We start from the raw sequence: 16,064 nt of genomic DNA, 5'->3' as shown, positions 1-16,064 counted from the left end.
TGCTTGGGATTTTTTTTGCCTTAACATGCTTAATCTTATATTAGATGGTGAATAATGAATTATTTTAAAAAATGAGAATACTTAAAATACTTGCCTTTTTAATTATTACAAACATAAGTGCACAGGAAAATTCTAAAGAAGCTGGAGAATTTCTTGATATAATGAAGTCAGAAAAGATAATTGATGAACATTATGCCAAATACAAAAATAAAATATTGAATTCTACTGCTTTGCTTTTTAATGATTATGATTTAGATATAAAAGACAGTACACTTCTTAAATCCTATAATGATTCTGTTGACAAACTATTTAAGGCCTATGCTGATGAAGCTAAAGACCGGGTTTTCTACATTTATTCCAAATACGATTTTGAGCGATTAGAGAAATTTATAAAGCTAGCCAAAGAAGAACCAGATTTTAATAAGGTACTACTAGAAACAAACTATTCTAAAATTATAGATGAAATTACCAAAGAGCATAGCGAATATATTGTTCATGATATTTTAATCACAGTAAGAGAATTAAAAGCTATGTCTCAACCTTTAAAATTAAGGCTACTTATAGATAGAGACACTATAACAAACATTAGTAAATTAGACTTTAATTTAGAACTCATCACTAATAATGCACAATACAAGAAAATACAAATTCTAAACAAGAATACTTTAGAAATCTCAATACCTGAAGATTTAGATTACAATGATATAGAGCACGTTATCATAACTTACAATAAAAATGAATATACTTTTTTTGAAAATCATTATGAGCGCTTGCCAAAAGAGCTAAGAGCAATTTTAACTGAAAAAGATAAAGAACTTCACAATCCTTTGTCTAAATATTGTTTTGAAAAGCTATTGTTTTGGGAGATTGAAATTGATCATGACCCTGAAAAAAATCCAGACTACGATCTACTAAAGTCTAAAAACGAATACCCTAAAGGTGTAATTAGTTTTAAAACTCGAATAAAAAGTATTGGAGGCTTAGACTAGCTATATAAACACTAATAGTATTTAATTTTTATTACATTAGTTCCCAAAATTCAAGATAACACCATAAACTGGTTACCCAAAACATAAAAAACACATTTAAAAATGAAAAAAATCTACTTGTTAGTCGTTCTTATTTCTATGTCTTTAACAACTGTTGCTCAGACTCAGAAATATTATCATGATAATGGAAATCTTAAAGCAGAAGGAAGTTTTTCTGATAAAAAACAAACCGGAGAATGGAAGTTTTACTTCGAAAGTGGTGCATTAAACATTGAAGGAAGTTTTATTAACGGAAACAGAGTTGGAGAGTGGAAATTCTATTATGAAAATGGACAAATAGAGCATATTGGAAGCTACAATGAAAATCAACAGAAAACAGGAGAATGGAAAGAGTTTACTGACGAAGGTGATCTTTATAGAATCTTTAATTATAAAGATGGTGTGAGACATGGCCTTATGGTAGGTTATTCTGCACCTAATCAGGTTTTTGTAGAAGGCAATTACGTTGACGGCAAGAAAAATGGTGTATGGAAACATTATGATTTAACTAAAGGTTATCTAAAAAAAACAGGTACCTATGTCGATGGAAAAGAAAGTGGAACATGGACAAGTTATCATGAAAATGGACAGATTAGAAGAGTAGAGCAATACGAAAATGGTTATAGACATGGACAGTACACCAGCTATCATAAAAATGGTAAAATAGATGAATCCGGTTTATATAAAAAAAGGCGAAGAGAAGGAGAGTGGCTCTTTTATGATGAAGAAGGCAAACTAATTGAAACGAAATTATACAGTGAAGGTGAAGTCCAAAACTAAACCTCTAATAAATGATAAAGCCTAAAGTTTAATACTAACTTTAGGCTTTTGTTTTAAGATTGAAATCTTTTATTCTGTCTATTCCACCTCAACCTTCATATCTGCCAATTCAAAAACCATATACTGCATTAAGCGTTCAACAGTTGTTGCATCAGAGGTGTTGTTTTCGGTATGAAATGAAGAATATAGCACACCACCATCTCCATGTAAAAAGGTGTAAGCTAAATGCTTACTTTCGCTAATACCATCATATTCCACAGGACCATACAACCAAGGTAAAACCGTAGAGGAATCATACGTATCTACAACCTGCCAACCTGGTAAAAACTCGTCTATGGTTACAGTAGCATTCGGAATATCGATATTAAAATTAAGTGCAATCCAATCGATTAAATCCTGATTAAGGATTTGAGCCTCTGTAGAAACTGAATCTCCACTCTTGTAAGGGTCGTAAAAACTCATGTATTGTGTACCATCTGCAGTAATATCGTTTAAGTACTTAAAAGCCCAATCTGTAGCATACATTAAGCCACCATTATTCACATAATCAGTAAGGTTACCGCTAAAGTCTGTTTTAGTTTCATTAAGCCCACAGTTTAAAAAGATAATATCGTAATTATCTAATAAGTCTGGATCTTCTATAAAATCACCAAAACCAAAATCTACATTTGGCTCTAGCATAGGATTAGTTCGTCTTGCTGTAGTCGTGTTTTGGTGATGACCATGATCTGCATTACGATCTGCTACATCACCACCATCAATAATATCAAAAAGAGGTTCATCGGTAACTGGGTCTACCAAACCAATGTTGTACAGGACTTCTTCAATATGGTCATAGCTACCAGTAACCACAGCAATAGATGGTAACTCGTCAATTGGTAAACTATCTAAATCAAAGGTAAGCGCATCAATAAGATCGCTAAGGTTTACAGACGTAGTGGTTCTAAACTGCCCTTTAGATATAGAAAGGTCGTAACTGTCTTTAGTAAGGTTGTCGAGTAAAAAATGACCTTCGCTATCGGTAACAGCATCTTGTATTAAGGTGCCATCTTTATAAAGCTTTACACTAGCTTTAGATACAGCGTCCAGGCCATTTGGTGTTACAAATTTTCCTGTGATGCTGTAGTCACCAGAAGGGTCATTGCTTTGGTCTTTAGAACAAGATAGGGCGAAAATAAAAACGAGGAGTAGTACGATTGATTGTTTCATAGTGAAGGATTTAATTAATTAGATATAATATACAGTAGATAGCCATGTTATAAAACGGTTAGGTTGGCGCTACAAGTATATAACAGATAAGGTGGTGTTTTTCCTAGTCTAGTTATAAAAATATGAAAAATAAGTAAGGTAACGTGTTGACTTGTTGATTTAAAAAAGCGAAATTAGAATTTCAATTTCTATAAAAGTTCAAACTAGGGTACGATAAATTTAAAACTTAGCTTATCTCTTGATTTTACCAAATAAAGCCATATATTAGTTGGTATATAACGAGTTACAAACAATTTAAACCAAAATCTGCAAAATGAACAAACTTAATTTCTTATTATTAATTTTATTCATCTTTTTATCGTGTTCGAGTGATGATAACGACAACGAATTTGAAAACTTAAATTGTGCTTTTGAAAACATTTTTGAACCAATAAATTTTGGTATATCCGAATCGGAAATGATTTCACAATACTCAATAACAGCTCAACCTGAATTTACTAATGGTAGTGGAAACAATAGGTATGATGTAGAATATACTAATGGGATAGAAAATTTAAGAACATATTACACAAGAAATGAATTGTTCAATAATGATGAAAATTTGACTAAATATTATTATGGTCATCAAATAATTTTTGAACCCAGTAACTTTAAATGCGTCAGACAGTGGATGTTTGACAAATATGGACAACCAGATTTTGACAATGTAAACCCTAATCAACAGTTAGTAAGGTATAGTTGGCATTTAAGTGATCCCGATGAAAATGGAAATTATCCTAAAAAAATTAATCTTGAATTTGCACAAGATTATGATCCAGAAACCTCAGATTATAATCCGAACGAAGCAGACTATGTAAGGGTGGTTTATTGGGATGTTACTTTTTTTGATAATTAACACTATTTCATTTAATAAAGAGGAATATAAAAACTGTTTGTAACAACGCCTATACTTCATTGCTTCTGACTTTCCTCTCGGAAAGTCATCGCAAATTTACTATCTTCGGTTTACGGCGGAAAATCCTCGCGGATTTTCACGCAACGAAACCATAGCCAAGACTGTTGAGGTAATTTAAAACACAAACTATGAATAACATTAAAATGCTGATTTGCTTATTACTTGTAAGCACAAGTTTAATAGCTCAAGAAGTTGAAATTCCAAATGATTTGAAACTAGAAAACGCTGAAGACTATAAGAAAACTGAACAATTAGTTCTGGATTCTACCGAGTGGTTGTTAAAAACACCTATTTCTGAGAATCCAACTAAGAGAAAAGAAATCAATGCTTTTTTGATGAAATGGATGAGTGGAAGTCCGACCGTTTCAATAGAATTGGTTTCTGGAATTGTTCCTTTAGACTGTCCTGATTGCTTGATGTCATTTATGAGTGGATGGACTAAATATAGCCTCAATAATGACTACTCGAAAAACAAAGTGGAATGTGCTGTGGCTGGAGCTGAAAATGCAATTGAATTCTATCTGAAAAATAAATCAGAACTTGGAAAAAAATCAGATATGGAAAAGCTGATAAAACAACAGAAAAAGGGAAAACTGAAAAAATATATTGAATCAAAATTCTAAAAACCATCTGCAATAACCTTTATAGCCTATTATTATGAATGAGTTCTAGATAGAATTCTTTACAATCTATAACTTTGGTTTATGGAGTAATATATGCTATGATTTTACGCAACGAAACTATACGCAAAACCATTGCAGTAATTTGCGAATGAAAAACAAAGAGGACATAATAGAATATATTTCAATCTATTGCACTGCTTTTTATAATGAATTAGAGAAAAAAGCCATACGTCATCATGTCGCTCAGGTAAAGTTTCTGCCTTATAAGGATCGAATAGAGAAAATGACTATTGCATACAATAGAGATAGCTCGGATGATCCAAAGGTTCTTCAGTTATTAGAAAATGGAATACAAGAATTTCATCGAAATGCAGCAGAAAGAGTTTTGAAAGAACACTTCAATGAGCTGACGTTGAATACGTGTCCTAAATGTAGTGGTATCGCAAGAACCCCAACCGCTCAACAATGTAGATATTGCAAACATAATTGGCGTTAAAAATGGCTCTCGATATAGTGTTAACGGTAAATGGAAAAGAGCCTGAATACAATGAAGAGACCTTAATCAGGTTTGACGATGAGGATGCAAATGGAGATTTTTGGTTCCTACAACCCTTTTTTGAGAAACTCAGAACTAAAACTAGTCAAGTAATAGACCTTTATGATGATTGCATCTTCGAAAATGACAATCTGAAAAAACTAAAACAAGAATTAATTAGCGAAATAAATAGATTAAAATCCGAATCATTTGAACAAAAAATAGTTTATACAGGGACTCAAGTTTATCCAAAAAAAAAAGAAATTTATAAACCTGTTGTTAGAAGGTTGTTGCTAGATAAGTTAGAGAAATGGTTGATTATTACCGATTTGGCAATTCAAAAAAATGAAAAACTCATTGGAATTGGAGATTAAAAAATTGGTAACACTGTATATAGTAAATAGAGAGTTTAGCGAATAATGGAAGTTCAGAGCTATTTACAAACACCTCCAAATCGTTGATTTGCCTTTTAGGAATGAATAAATTAAAACCAAAATACAACGATTTGGCCCAATGTAAACTTGAAGAGTTATAGCTTTCTATTGCCTTACTTTCCATAAACTAATCCGATAAGCACAACTATCCCACAGCAATCATACTAATTTCAACATTCACAAACTTAGGTAGGTTAGACACTTCTACAGTTTCTCTTGCAGGTGCAGTGTCTTCATTAAAATAGGTAGCATACACGGCATTAATCCTCGCAAAGTTGTGCATATCGCTAATAAAGATTGAGGTTTTAATAACGTTTTCAAAAGTCATGTCTGCTGCGGCTAAAACGGCTTTCATGTTTTCCATAACCTGAGTAGTTTCGGCTTCAATGGTATCCATAACCAGTTCCATAGTTTCAGGATGCAAGGCTATTTGCCCAGAAGTGTATAAGGTATTGCCAATTAAAACCGCTTGGTTGTATGGTCCTATTGGTGCTGGTGCGTTTGGTGTGTTTATGATTTTTTTCATAGTATTTCCTGCGAAAGCAGGAATCTCTTTTAGATTATGGTATTGTTCAAATTTAAAGTATTTAAATTAAAGAGACATTTCGACTGCGCTCAATGTGACAGAAAAATTTAATTACCCAATTGACGGTCTGGTTGTCTACGCTGATCGTACTTTAAGTCTTTTAATAAATTAGATTTAATACCTATAAAGAAATTCCACGATTGGTTTCTGCCAAATGGTACCCAAGAGAAGTTCATTCTCCAGCTTAATAAGTCGCGCTCAAAACGTAACTGTGTAAAGGTAAAGCCTTGGTTTAAAAAGTCGTAACCAGAGGATGCACCTACAGACCAGCGTGGTGAAAGTTCTACATCACCAGAAAACATTAACGAGTGTGAGGAGATTTCGTTTTGTCGCCTTGTATTGTTATAGTTAGCTACATAAGACAACCTTAAGCTCCATGGCATTTTATAGTTATAGAAATCATTGTTTTCTTCTTCCTCATCTTTGCTTTTGTCCTTTTTTCGGTCGCCTAGACGTTGGTCGGCAAAGTCTTGAGAAACTCCAAAAAGATCATCGGCTCTTGCATTGGCTGTAGCACTATTACGATCTGCTTCTTCGTCTCTTTCGTCTTCCTTATCCTTACCAGAAAAACTATCGTTATTTAAGCTATAGCTTACATTTAAGTTGGCAGACGTCATACGGAATAAACTTCCGCCATTGTTAATGTTAAACTTATCGATAACATTATTATTGCTGTCTAAGGCATACGGATTTAATGTCATACCAAAGTTGATGTTCATCTTCTTATTAAGAATTTGGGTTCCACCAGTCACTCGTAATGGACTCCAGTTTAAAGAGTCAGCGGCCAAATCGTATGATGTTGCCAGGTTGAGGTTGTTTAATAAAAAGATCTTCTTTGGTTCGGTTTCGGTGGAATCTTTTGAACGTATTTTGGCTTCAAAATTATTACCAACAGCAATACCAATACTACTAGAGTAGCGATTACCTGGACTTCCAAAAAGCGAATTTTCAAAGCGCGTATATTCTACCTGATCGCTCGTTGTACCATCTGCCGCAATAACATCGTAAGTTTCGTAATACTGATCAAAAGCAGGTGAAATATTATAGCTAATAGAAGGACGCATTACGTGCCTAATGGCTTGTATTTTTGGGTCTTTGCCTTTCTTCTGAAAGTTATACATACCATACAAGGTGGTACCAATACTAGCTCCAAAATTATAGGTTAAAAAGCGGTCAAAACCATTAACCTTTATAGGTTCTGAAGTTTCACCTTCAAAAATATTGTTTCGTTTTACGGTATTAAACGTCCAGTTCTCATCAAAATTAGCACTTACACTGGCACTAAAATGATTAAAGACTTTAAAGTTGGTGGTTACAGGAATAGAGTGACGCATTCCTGCAAGGGCATCGTCAAACATTTCACTTTTACCAAATAACGAATCTGTGGTTTGTATGCGGTATTCGCCTCTTGTATTCACCTGAAAGTTAATATTCTGAATTGCACCTTTTTTAGCACCAGATTTCGGAGCAAAAGGAAACACTCTAGTCATAGAGGCTTGCATGGTTGGCAAGGTTAAATTAATAGCCTCAGTATTTGTATTTTGATTATGCGTAGCCGTTAAACTCAGGTTAACCTGTGGTTCACCTTGAAAAGTTTTAGAATACGATACCGAAGACGCTAAGGTATTGGTAAGCGTATTGGCTAAATTGGCCTGATTAATAGACTGCGAAAAGAACTGGCTACTACCTAAGTTTACAGAAGCCGAGAATCTAGAATTTGGATTAGCCTTAGCGTCCTGACTATGCGACCAACGTATGTTATAAATTGTACTTTGCCTAAAATCTGGGAAACCACGTTCGCTATTAAGTAGATTTTCATATCTAAAGCCAAAGTTTCCTCTAAACTTATAGCGTACAGCATAGTTGCTCTGTAACCTAATACCATAACTACCATTGGTGTAATAGTCACCAAGTACTGCTAAATCTACATAATCGTTAATGGCAAAGTAGTAACCACCATTTTGTAAAAAATAACCTCTGTCGTTACCAGTATCTTCACCAAACGACGGAAAGATAATACCAGACGTTTGTTTCTTGGTCATAGGGAAGAAGGCAAAAGGCAAAGCAATTGGTGTTGGTACATCATAGATATACATTTGGCTCATACCAGTTACAATCTTCTTGTTAGGTACAATTTTAGCTCTGTTCATTAAAATGTAATACTCAGGATCTTCGAGATTTTCTGAAGTGGTAAACTTTCCTCTGTGTATAAAATATACCGAATCGTTTTCTCTTTTAGTACGCTCTGCAATGACAGTTCCGCCACTTTGTTCCGTTACGGAATTAAAAATTAAAGCCTTTCTGGAGTCGGTATTAAAAATAATAGAATCTGGTTCAATAACGTTTGCACCCTGCGTAAAAACAGGTTTTTGAGAATATCCTGTTGAATCTTTTAATCTACCAGCATAAACTAAGTTTTTACTGTAGTCAATAACTATAACACCAGCGGTAATTTCCATATCTTCATACTGAACTACGGCTTCGTTGAATAATCTAATTTGCTGCTTTCTTTGGTTTACAGCGACGTAATCCTTAGCCTTATAGGTTACAATATCCTTTAGAAAGCCTTCCTTTTTTACAGAGTCGCTATCTGTAGAGTCAACTACTTTGGTATTTAAAGGAGGATTTAATAAAGAATCGGCAGAGATTTCAACTTTGTCTTTGGCAACAACTGTAGTATCGCTTTTTTGCTCAGATGGAATTCCTTCGTTCTTTTTTGGTAATTCCTGAGCCAAGCTAAAAGTGTTGATAAACACTGTAAAACTCAAGGCAAAAAGTATGTGTAAGCTATTTGTACGCAATCCTTTTAGATGTATTTTTGTAAAAGTATGGCTCGGTTTTTGAAACGCCAAAAGTACAGATATTTTTTTGTGATTATCTTATTAAATTTCTAAAGTTTAAAAATAGGATATTACTAAAAACACTGCGTAATAATTCGAGTTTATAAACCGTTAGATTAAATATGCAAACGACGCGAAAATATATAATAGTATTCTTACTACTTACTTTTATCACTTCTTTAACATGCTTAACACCTTTGCATGCGCAAGACGACAAGTTTGTTGTGGTATTAGATGCAGGACACGGAGGGCACGATTCAGGTAACTTAGGTAATGGTTATAAAGAAAAAAACATAGCGCTTAATGTAACTTTGGAAGTAGGTAAGGAGTTAGAAAAGAATAAGGACATTAAAGTCATCTACACACGCAAAACAGATGTGTTTATTGAGTTGCACGAACGTGCTAATATTGCAAACAAAGCTGATGCAGACCTATTTGTATCTATACATTGTAACGCACACAGTTCTCAGGCCTCTGGAACAGAAACCTTTGTTTTAGGTGAAAAGAATACAGGTAGAAATTTTGAGGTTGCAAAGCGTGAAAATGAGGTGATCTTCCTAGAGGATAACTACGAGCAGCATTATGAAGGCTTTGATCCAAGTTCGCCAGAGTCTACTATTGCTATTGGCATTGAGCAAGAAGTGTATGTAGAGCAGAGTATTGTTTTAGCTCGAAAGATTGAAGATAATTTTATAAACAATGCTAAGCGAAAAAGTAGAGGTTTAAAACAAGCGAGCCTTCTGGTAATTCGAAATACGTACATGCCAAGTGTTTTGGTAGAAGTTGGTTTTTTAACAAACAATAAAGAAGGTGCTTATTTAAATACTAAAGCAGGTCAGTCTAAAATGGCAAAAGCTATTAAAGATGCTATTTTATCCTACAAGAAAGAAATAGACCAGAATGTAGGTAGCAGTATTTTGGGTACTGAGAAACTAGATACAGAGACTGTAGAGACTTTAGAGAATATACCTTTGGTGTATGAGGATATTACCTTTAAGGTACAGATTGCTGCGAGTTCTAAAGATTTAGAACCTAAATCCTACAACTTCAAAGGTTTAACAGATATAAGTAAGGTTAAAGTAGGTAAGTTCTACAAATATTTCTACGGAAGCACTTCAGATTATAACAAAGTAAAACAACTACAAGAAGAAGCAAAGTCCAAAGGCTATACAACTAGCTTTGTGGTGGCTTATAAGGATGGTGAACAAATTAGCATTGATGAGGCTTTAAAATCTGCCACTAATTAGAATTATTATTAATAATTTTATTCCTAATTTTGTTTTCAATCAAATCTAAGCCCATTGAAAATTTCAAGAGAAGTTAAAACCGCAGTATTAGTATTATCTGGTATTGCACTTTTCGTTTATCTGTTTTCGTATTTAAAAGGAGACGACATTTTCTCCAATACAAATACTTATTATACCGAGTTTGATTATAATGCTTTAAGCCCTTCATCTTCTGTTACTGTAAGAGGTAATAAGGTTGGTAAGGTAGAAGAGATTAAATATGATTTTGAAACTGGTAAAACCAGAGTCTCGTTTTCGGTAAATCCCAAGCTAAAGTTTTCTAAAAGTAGTGTTATTAGACTTTATGAAACAGGTCTGATGGGAGGAAATGCACTCGCCATTGTAAACTCAAATGAAGGTGAATTGGCAAAACCTGGTGATTTTATAGCTTCTGAAGTACAACCAGGACTAATAACATCCTTAAAAAGTAATTTTTCAGGTATCAGTTCTGATTTAGATAGTACTATTCGCTCAGCAGATACATTAATGACTAATCTTAATAGGTTGGTAGTAGACGAATCTGAAGCAGGATTAAAAAGTACAATTGAAGAATTAAATGCTACGCTAAAATCTTTCAAATCTCTATCGTATTCTGTGCAAGGCCTTATAAAGGCAAACGACGCTAAGATTGATTCCATCTTAGATAACTTCAATAGTACTAGTGAAAACTTATCTAAATTATCAGACGATATTAAAGACATAGAGTTGGCAAAAACCATTGCAAAATTTGATGAGTCTCTAACATCAATAAATACATTGTTAGCAAGTGTAAATAGCAATGATGGCACACTTGGTAAATTACTGAACGATGATGCACTGTATAATAATCTTGAAGCTGCATCTAAAGAAATGGAAGAGTTATTACTCGATATAAAATTACATCCTGCGAGATACAGAAGAATTTTATCTAAGAAAGAAATTCCGTATCAGCCACCAACAGAAGACCAAAAGAATTAATTTTTATGGAATATATACCAAATATACTTTTTGCTGTTATCCTTGCTTTAGGTATCGGCTATTTTGCAAGAAATATTAAGAAACTCATTCGTAATATTAAGCTTGGTAGAGAAGTAGATGCAAGCGATCATAAGAGTGAACGTTGGAGCAATATGGCCAGAATTGCACTTGGTCAGAGTAAAATGGTAAAGCGACCAATAGCTGGTTTTCTACATATTGTAGTTTATGTTGGTTTTATAATTATAAATATTGAAGTTTTAGAAATTATTATCGATGGACTTTTTGGTACACATCGTATAGGACTTAAAGTGTTACCAGAATCGGTTTATGGCTTTTTAATAGGTGCTTTTGAAATCCTTGCCGTTTTGGTTTTAGTGTCTGTTGTAATTTTCTGGTTACGTCGTAATGTCATTAAACTAAAACGTTTCTTAAGTTCGGAAATGAAAGGCTGGCCAAAGAATGATGGTAATATCATTTTATATTTCGAAGTAGTACTTATGTGTTTGTTTTTAGTAATGAATGCAACTGATACAACATTTCAGAATTTAGGTCATGGTAATGTTATTTCGCAATTTATAGCACCATGGTTTGGAGATAATCCAGATACTTTACATATCATAGAGCGCACAGCATGGTGGCTACACATTGTAGGTATACTGATTTTCTTAAACTACCTGTATTTTTCTAAGCATTTGCATATTCTTTTAGCATTTCCAAATACTTATTTCGGAAGTGTGGAACCAAAAGGAAAATTCAACAATTTAGAGGCAGTTACCAATGAAGTGAAGTTAATGATGGATCCTAATGCAGATCCATTTGCATCAGCACCAGAAGGAGCAGAAGATGAAGTGCCAGCTAAGTTTGGAGCTAGTGATGTTATGGATTTAAACCAAATTCAACTTCTTAATGCCTATACTTGTACGGAATGTGGTCGTTGTACATCGGCTTGTCCTGCTAACTTAACAGGTAAGAAATTGTCTCCTCGTAAGATTATGATGGATACGCGAGATCGTCTGGAAGAAGTAGGTAAGAACATAGATGCCAATGGTGGTGAGTTTAAGGATGATGGCAAACAACTACTAGGCGATTATATTACTAATGAAGAACTTTGGGCATGTACCACGTGTAATGCTTGTGTGGAAGAATGTCCTGTAAGCATTAATCCGTTATCTATAATACTCGAAATGCGTCGTTATTTGGTGATGGAGCAGAGTGCTGCACCAATGGAATTGAATAACATGATGACCAACATAGAAAACAACGGTGCACCTTGGCCTTATAACCAAATGGACCGTTTAAATTGGGCTAAAGAAGACTAGAAAGTTGATGTGTTTATGCGTTTAATTTCCTTTTTGATTCTACGCATAAACAATTAAACGATTCAACGCATAAAAAATAAACATCTAAGTGATGAGCGAAGAACTAAAAGTGCCAACAATGGCAGAATTTATGGCAGAAGGCAAGCAACCAGAAATATTGTTTTGGGTTGGTTCTGCTGGTAGTTACGATGATAGAGCAAAGAAAATTTCAAAGGCTTTTGTTAAAATTTTAAATAAGGCTAATGTAGAATTTGCTGTGTTGGGTGAAGAGGAAAGTAATACAGGCGATGTTGCTAAACGTGCTGGTAATGAGTTTTTGTTTCAGATGCAAGCCATGATGAACATTGAGATTCTAAATGCTTATGAGGTAAAGCGTATAGTAACTTGCGATCCGCATTCTTTTAACTGTTTAAAAAACGAATATCCAAGTCTTGGTGGTAATTACGATGTGGTACACCATACCCAATTTATAAAAGAATTGATAAGTTCTGGTCGTTTAACTTTAGAAGGAAATACTTATAAAGGAAAGCGCATTACATTTCACGATCCATGCTATTTAGGTCGTGCAAATAGTGAGTATGACGCACCAAGAGACGTTTTAAAGAAGACCAATGCTAATTTGGTTGAGATGAAACGTCATAAAAATACTGCACTATGTTGTGGAGCAGGTGGAGCGCAGATGTTTAAAGAGCCAGAAAAAGGCAATATGGATATCAATGTTCTTAGAACAGAAGATGCTTTAGAAACTAAGCCAGATATTATTGCTACAGGTTGCCCATACTGTAATACTATGATGACAGATGGTGTAAAAGCCAAAGAAAAAGAAAATGAAATTTCGGTGTTAGATATTGCCGAGTTAATTGCCAATTCCTAGATAGAAAACATTTATGAAGAAAATAGCACTTTTAATAGCTGTAATCCTTTTTGGAGCAAATGTTTTTGCTCAAAAAAAATCAAAAGAAGAGGTTGCAGAGCTTATGGCAGAGGACACTTGTGAGTGTATTTCTAAAAAGAAGTTTGATAAGTCTGACGATACTGAAGAAAAGGAAATGGCTTTAGGACTTTGTTTATTTGATAGTTTTAATAAACACAAATCTAAATCTAGATATTACAGTAAAAAAACCTTAAATGATATCGAAGAAATAGGTGAAGATGTAGGTTTTGTGATGGCAACCATTTGTGCTGATGACTTTTTATCCATTTTTTCTTCAGAAGAATTAGTAGAAATTGTAAGTGACGATGAGGATGAAGTTGGTCTGGATGAGTCCACGGATTCTGGATTAACAATAGAGGTAGAGTTGGTAACAATGAACAACGATGCTATTTCTTATTTTGTAGCTAAAGACGATTTTGATAAAACTCACATTTTTTTAATTACTGAAGAGTTTGAAGGCTATGAGTTGCTCAAAAAATCTAACTTCGGTAAATCTTATACCGTAACGTTTAAGGAAGTAGAGTTGTTTGATTTAAGCGAAAAACAATACATCACCAAAAAAGTAATTACCAAGCTAGAAGAACTTTAGTATGCTAGTAGATTTTGATACGTTACCAGAAGAATCACGTGTTTGGATTTATCAAGCCAACAGAAGTTTTTCTGAAGAAGAAATAACAGAGTTAACTTCTAAGCTTAAAAGCTTTATAGAAGCTTGGACTGCCCATGGAAAAGACCTTCAGGCAGGATTTAAGATTGTCTATAAGCGTTTTATCGTTATTGCTTTAAATCAAAATCTTAATATGGCAACAGGTTGCTCAATTGATGCTTCTGTACATTTCATTCAAGAGTTAGAGAAAGACTATAATGTAGATTTAATGGATAAAATGAATGTGTCCTTTAAACAAGGAGAATTCATTGCCTACAAGCCATTAATGGACTTCAAAAAAATGGCTAAAAATAACTCTGTCTCAAAAAACACAATTGTTTTTAATAACCTGGTAACTAATATCGCAGAGTTTAAAGAAAATTGGGAGGTACCAGCAAGTGAAAGTTGGCATAGTCGTTTTATTAAATAAATCTTCAGATTGAAGAATTCTTAATTAAATCACCTAAAAATTACAGTATTTGCATTACTAATGACTTTCATTTTTAAGAAAGAATGTTCATTTTTACAATAACTAATTTCTGAATGTAAATTCCCTAATTCATCATTCTAAATTCTTAAATCGTCAATAGAAAGTGGGCACAGATATTTTCTTATTAAATATTTCAGGACAAGATAAACCAGGTTTAACATCGTCATTAACGAGTGTTTTAGCAGCTTATGATGCTAAGATTTTAGATATTGGTCAGGCTAATATCCACGATACCTTATCGCTTGGTATGATGTTCGAAATAAAAACCGGAAAAAAATCTGCAGCTGTACTTAAAGACTTATTGTTCAAGGCTTATGAGTTAGGTATTACAGCAAAGTTTACACCAATTTCATTAGAAAATTATGAGGATTGGGTAAGCATGCAAGGTAAGGATCGTTACATTGTTACCATATTAGGAGAAAAACTAAAAGCAGAACAGATTTCTGAGGTCACTAAAGTCATTTCAGAAAAGAATCTGAACATAGACTCTATAAAGCGATTAACTGGTCGTACATCTTTAATAAAAGAAGAAGAATATCCTAGAGCATCAATTCAACTTTCAATACGAGGAAAACTGAATGATAAATCTGAATTTACATCAAGATTTATGGAAATATCACATGAGTTGGATGTTGATATTGCTTTTCAAGAAGATAGCATGTTTAGACGTAACCGTCGTTTGGTATGTTTTGACATGGACTCTACATTAATCCAAACCGAAGTTATAGATGAACTTGCAGAGCGTGCTGGAGTTGGTGATGAGGTAAAGGCTATTACAGAGTCTGCAATGCAAGGGGAAATTGATTTTCAGGAAAGTTTCAAGAAACGTATGAAGCTTTTAGAAGGCCTTAGTGAAGATGTTTTAAAGGATGTAGCTGAAAATTTACCAATCACTAAAGGTGCTAGACGACTAATTGATACATTGCATTATTATGGTTATAAAACAGCAATTCTATCTGGTGGATTTACTTATTTTGGTCACTACCTTCAAGAAAAATTAGATATAGATTTTGTGTATGCCAATGAGTTAGAAATTAAAGATGGTGTACTTACAGGTGGTTATGTTGGTGACATCGTAGATGGCAATAAAAAAGCAGAATATCTTCAGTTATTAGCTGATAATATGGGTATAGATATTGAGCAAACCATAGCTGTGGGTGATGGCGCCAATGACCTTCAAATGCTTAATTTGGCTGGCTTGGGTATTGCCTTTCATGCTAAACCAAAAGTTAAAGACAATGCTCAAAACTCTATTTCTAGTATTGGATTAGACGGTGTATTATATTTGTTAGGTTACCACGACCGTCATATAGATTTGGTGTAACTATATCTAACTGTTAATTATACGGTTTATAAAACTATCCTAAAGTCTTTTTACTTCTTATTAAATATGCTATTTTGGCATAGTATTCGTTATTTAAATTACAAACGAGAAAAGATTG

General features: G+C 33.7%; 16 protein-coding genes. 13 read left to right on the top strand and 3 right to left on the bottom strand.

Features of this window, described 5'->3' with window-relative positions:
* The first annotated feature begins 71 nt into the window (after positions 1 to 71).
* Complete coding sequence (locus ACXAFS_RS07400) at positions 72 to 989, top strand: hypothetical protein (protein WP_475306169.1); 918 nt, start codon at positions 72 to 74, stop codon at positions 987 to 989.
* Between the two features lie 102 nt (positions 990 to 1,091).
* Positions 1,092 to 1,808, top strand: coding sequence for a toxin-antitoxin system YwqK family antitoxin (locus ACXAFS_RS07395; RefSeq protein WP_475306168.1), 717 nt, complete (start codon positions 1,092 to 1,094; stop codon positions 1,806 to 1,808).
* A gap of 78 nt (positions 1,809 to 1,886) precedes the next feature.
* Here ACXAFS_RS07395 and ACXAFS_RS07390 read toward each other — a convergent pair whose 3' ends face one another.
* The gene (locus tag ACXAFS_RS07390; RefSeq protein WP_475306167.1) at positions 1,887 to 3,017 is read right to left on the bottom strand and encodes a carboxypeptidase-like regulatory domain-containing protein; all 1,131 of its coding nucleotides are present in this window, start codon (positions 3,015 to 3,017) and stop codon (positions 1,887 to 1,889) included.
* 313 nt (positions 3,018 to 3,330) lie between these two features.
* Here ACXAFS_RS07390 and ACXAFS_RS07385 point away from each other — a divergent pair, with 313 nt between their 5' ends.
* From ACXAFS_RS07385 to ACXAFS_RS07370, 4 genes are all read left to right on the top strand, one after another.
* Entirely contained in the window at positions 3,331 to 3,912 is a 582-nt protein-coding gene (locus ACXAFS_RS07385) for a hypothetical protein (protein ID WP_475306166.1), read from the top strand.
* A gap of 188 nt (positions 3,913 to 4,100) precedes the next feature.
* Complete coding sequence (locus ACXAFS_RS07380) at positions 4,101 to 4,595, top strand: hypothetical protein (RefSeq protein ID WP_475306165.1); 495 nt, start codon at positions 4,101 to 4,103, stop codon at positions 4,593 to 4,595.
* Positions 4,596 to 4,743: 148 nt separating this feature from the next.
* Positions 4,744 to 5,091, top strand: a complete 348-nt coding sequence (locus ACXAFS_RS07375; RefSeq protein ID WP_475306164.1) for a hypothetical protein — start codon at positions 4,744 to 4,746, stop codon at positions 5,089 to 5,091.
* Positions 5,082 to 5,504 (top strand): hypothetical protein, encoded by a 423-nt coding sequence (locus ACXAFS_RS07370; protein WP_475306163.1) that lies wholly within the window; start codon positions 5,082 to 5,084, stop codon positions 5,502 to 5,504. Before ACXAFS_RS07375 ends, ACXAFS_RS07370 begins: the two co-directional genes overlap by 10 nt.
* Positions 5,505 to 5,709: 205 nt before the next feature.
* On the opposite strand, the gene ACXAFS_RS07365 is transcribed toward ACXAFS_RS07370, so the two are convergent.
* Both ACXAFS_RS07365 and ACXAFS_RS07360 read right to left on the bottom strand, forming a co-directional pair.
* Entirely contained in the window at positions 5,710 to 6,090 is a 381-nt protein-coding gene (locus ACXAFS_RS07365; protein WP_475306162.1) for a Rid family detoxifying hydrolase, read from the bottom strand.
* Positions 6,091 to 6,197: 107 nt separating this feature from the next.
* A complete protein-coding gene (locus ACXAFS_RS07360) occupies positions 6,198 to 9,002 on the bottom strand; it encodes a putative LPS assembly protein LptD (protein WP_475306161.1) in 2,805 nt (934 codons plus the stop codon).
* A 110-nt stretch (positions 9,003 to 9,112) separates the two neighbouring features.
* Here ACXAFS_RS07360 and ACXAFS_RS07355 point away from each other — a divergent pair, with 110 nt between their 5' ends.
* The 7 genes from ACXAFS_RS07355 (at position 9,113) to serB (ending at position 15,946) form a co-directional block, all read left to right on the top strand.
* The gene (locus tag ACXAFS_RS07355) at positions 9,113 to 10,237 is read left to right on the top strand and encodes an N-acetylmuramoyl-L-alanine amidase family protein (protein WP_475306160.1); all 1,125 of its coding nucleotides are present in this window, start codon (positions 9,113 to 9,115) and stop codon (positions 10,235 to 10,237) included.
* Between the two features lie 54 nt (positions 10,238 to 10,291).
* The gene (locus tag ACXAFS_RS07350) at positions 10,292 to 11,233 is read left to right on the top strand and encodes an MlaD family protein (RefSeq protein WP_475306159.1); all 942 of its coding nucleotides are present in this window, start codon (positions 10,292 to 10,294) and stop codon (positions 11,231 to 11,233) included.
* Between the two features lie 5 nt (positions 11,234 to 11,238).
* Complete coding sequence (locus tag ACXAFS_RS07345) at positions 11,239 to 12,552, top strand: 4Fe-4S dicluster domain-containing protein (RefSeq protein ID WP_475306158.1); 1,314 nt, start codon at positions 11,239 to 11,241, stop codon at positions 12,550 to 12,552.
* Between the two features lie 91 nt (positions 12,553 to 12,643).
* The gene (locus ACXAFS_RS07340) at positions 12,644 to 13,426 is read left to right on the top strand and encodes a (Fe-S)-binding protein (protein WP_475306157.1); all 783 of its coding nucleotides are present in this window, start codon (positions 12,644 to 12,646) and stop codon (positions 13,424 to 13,426) included.
* Between the two features lie 13 nt (positions 13,427 to 13,439).
* A complete protein-coding gene (locus tag ACXAFS_RS07335; RefSeq protein WP_475306156.1) occupies positions 13,440 to 14,075 on the top strand; it encodes a hypothetical protein in 636 nt (211 codons plus the stop codon).
* A 1-nt stretch (position 14,076) separates the two neighbouring features.
* Positions 14,077 to 14,562, top strand: a complete 486-nt coding sequence (locus tag ACXAFS_RS07330) for an ABC transporter ATPase (RefSeq protein ID WP_475306155.1) — start codon at positions 14,077 to 14,079, stop codon at positions 14,560 to 14,562.
* 163 nt (positions 14,563 to 14,725) lie between these two features.
* Positions 14,726 to 15,946, top strand: a complete 1,221-nt coding sequence (gene serB, locus ACXAFS_RS07325) for a phosphoserine phosphatase SerB (protein WP_475306154.1) — start codon at positions 14,726 to 14,728, stop codon at positions 15,944 to 15,946.
* Positions 15,947 to 16,064: the final 118 nt, after the last annotated feature.

Source organism: Winogradskyella sp. ABM4_392 (assembly GCF_056160445.1).
Note: the sequence above shows the minus strand (reverse complement) of the source record. Positions and strands in the feature narration are given on the sequence as shown.

What these genes read in the sequence shown, in the direction of transcription:
- ACXAFS_RS07390 (WP_475306167.1), bottom strand. Translation starts at nt 3,017, where the DNA reads ATGAAACAATCAATCGTACTACTCCTCGTTTTTATTTTCGCCCTATCT.
- ACXAFS_RS07335 (WP_475306156.1), top strand. Translation starts at nt 13,440, where the DNA reads ATGAAGAAAATAGCACTTTTAATAGCTGTAATCCTTTTTGGAGCAAAT.
- ACXAFS_RS07395 (WP_475306168.1), top strand. Translation starts at nt 1,092, where the DNA reads ATGAAAAAAATCTACTTGTTAGTCGTTCTTATTTCTATGTCTTTAACA.
- ACXAFS_RS07330 (WP_475306155.1), top strand. Translation starts at nt 14,077, where the DNA reads ATGCTAGTAGATTTTGATACGTTACCAGAAGAATCACGTGTTTGGATT.
- ACXAFS_RS07385 (WP_475306166.1), top strand. Translation starts at nt 3,331, where the DNA reads ATGAACAAACTTAATTTCTTATTATTAATTTTATTCATCTTTTTATCG.
- ACXAFS_RS07340 (WP_475306157.1), top strand. Translation starts at nt 12,644, where the DNA reads ATGAGCGAAGAACTAAAAGTGCCAACAATGGCAGAATTTATGGCAGAA.
- ACXAFS_RS07400 (WP_475306169.1), top strand. Translation starts at nt 72, where the DNA reads ATGAGAATACTTAAAATACTTGCCTTTTTAATTATTACAAACATAAGT.
- ACXAFS_RS07375 (WP_475306164.1), top strand. Translation starts at nt 4,744, where the DNA reads ATGAAAAACAAAGAGGACATAATAGAATATATTTCAATCTATTGCACT.
- ACXAFS_RS07380 (WP_475306165.1), top strand. Translation starts at nt 4,101, where the DNA reads ATGAATAACATTAAAATGCTGATTTGCTTATTACTTGTAAGCACAAGT.
- ACXAFS_RS07365 (WP_475306162.1), bottom strand. Translation starts at nt 6,090, where the DNA reads ATGAAAAAAATCATAAACACACCAAACGCACCAGCACCAATAGGACCA.
- ACXAFS_RS07355 (WP_475306160.1), top strand. Translation starts at nt 9,113, where the DNA reads ATGCAAACGACGCGAAAATATATAATAGTATTCTTACTACTTACTTTT.
- ACXAFS_RS07345 (WP_475306158.1), top strand. Translation starts at nt 11,239, where the DNA reads ATGGAATATATACCAAATATACTTTTTGCTGTTATCCTTGCTTTAGGT.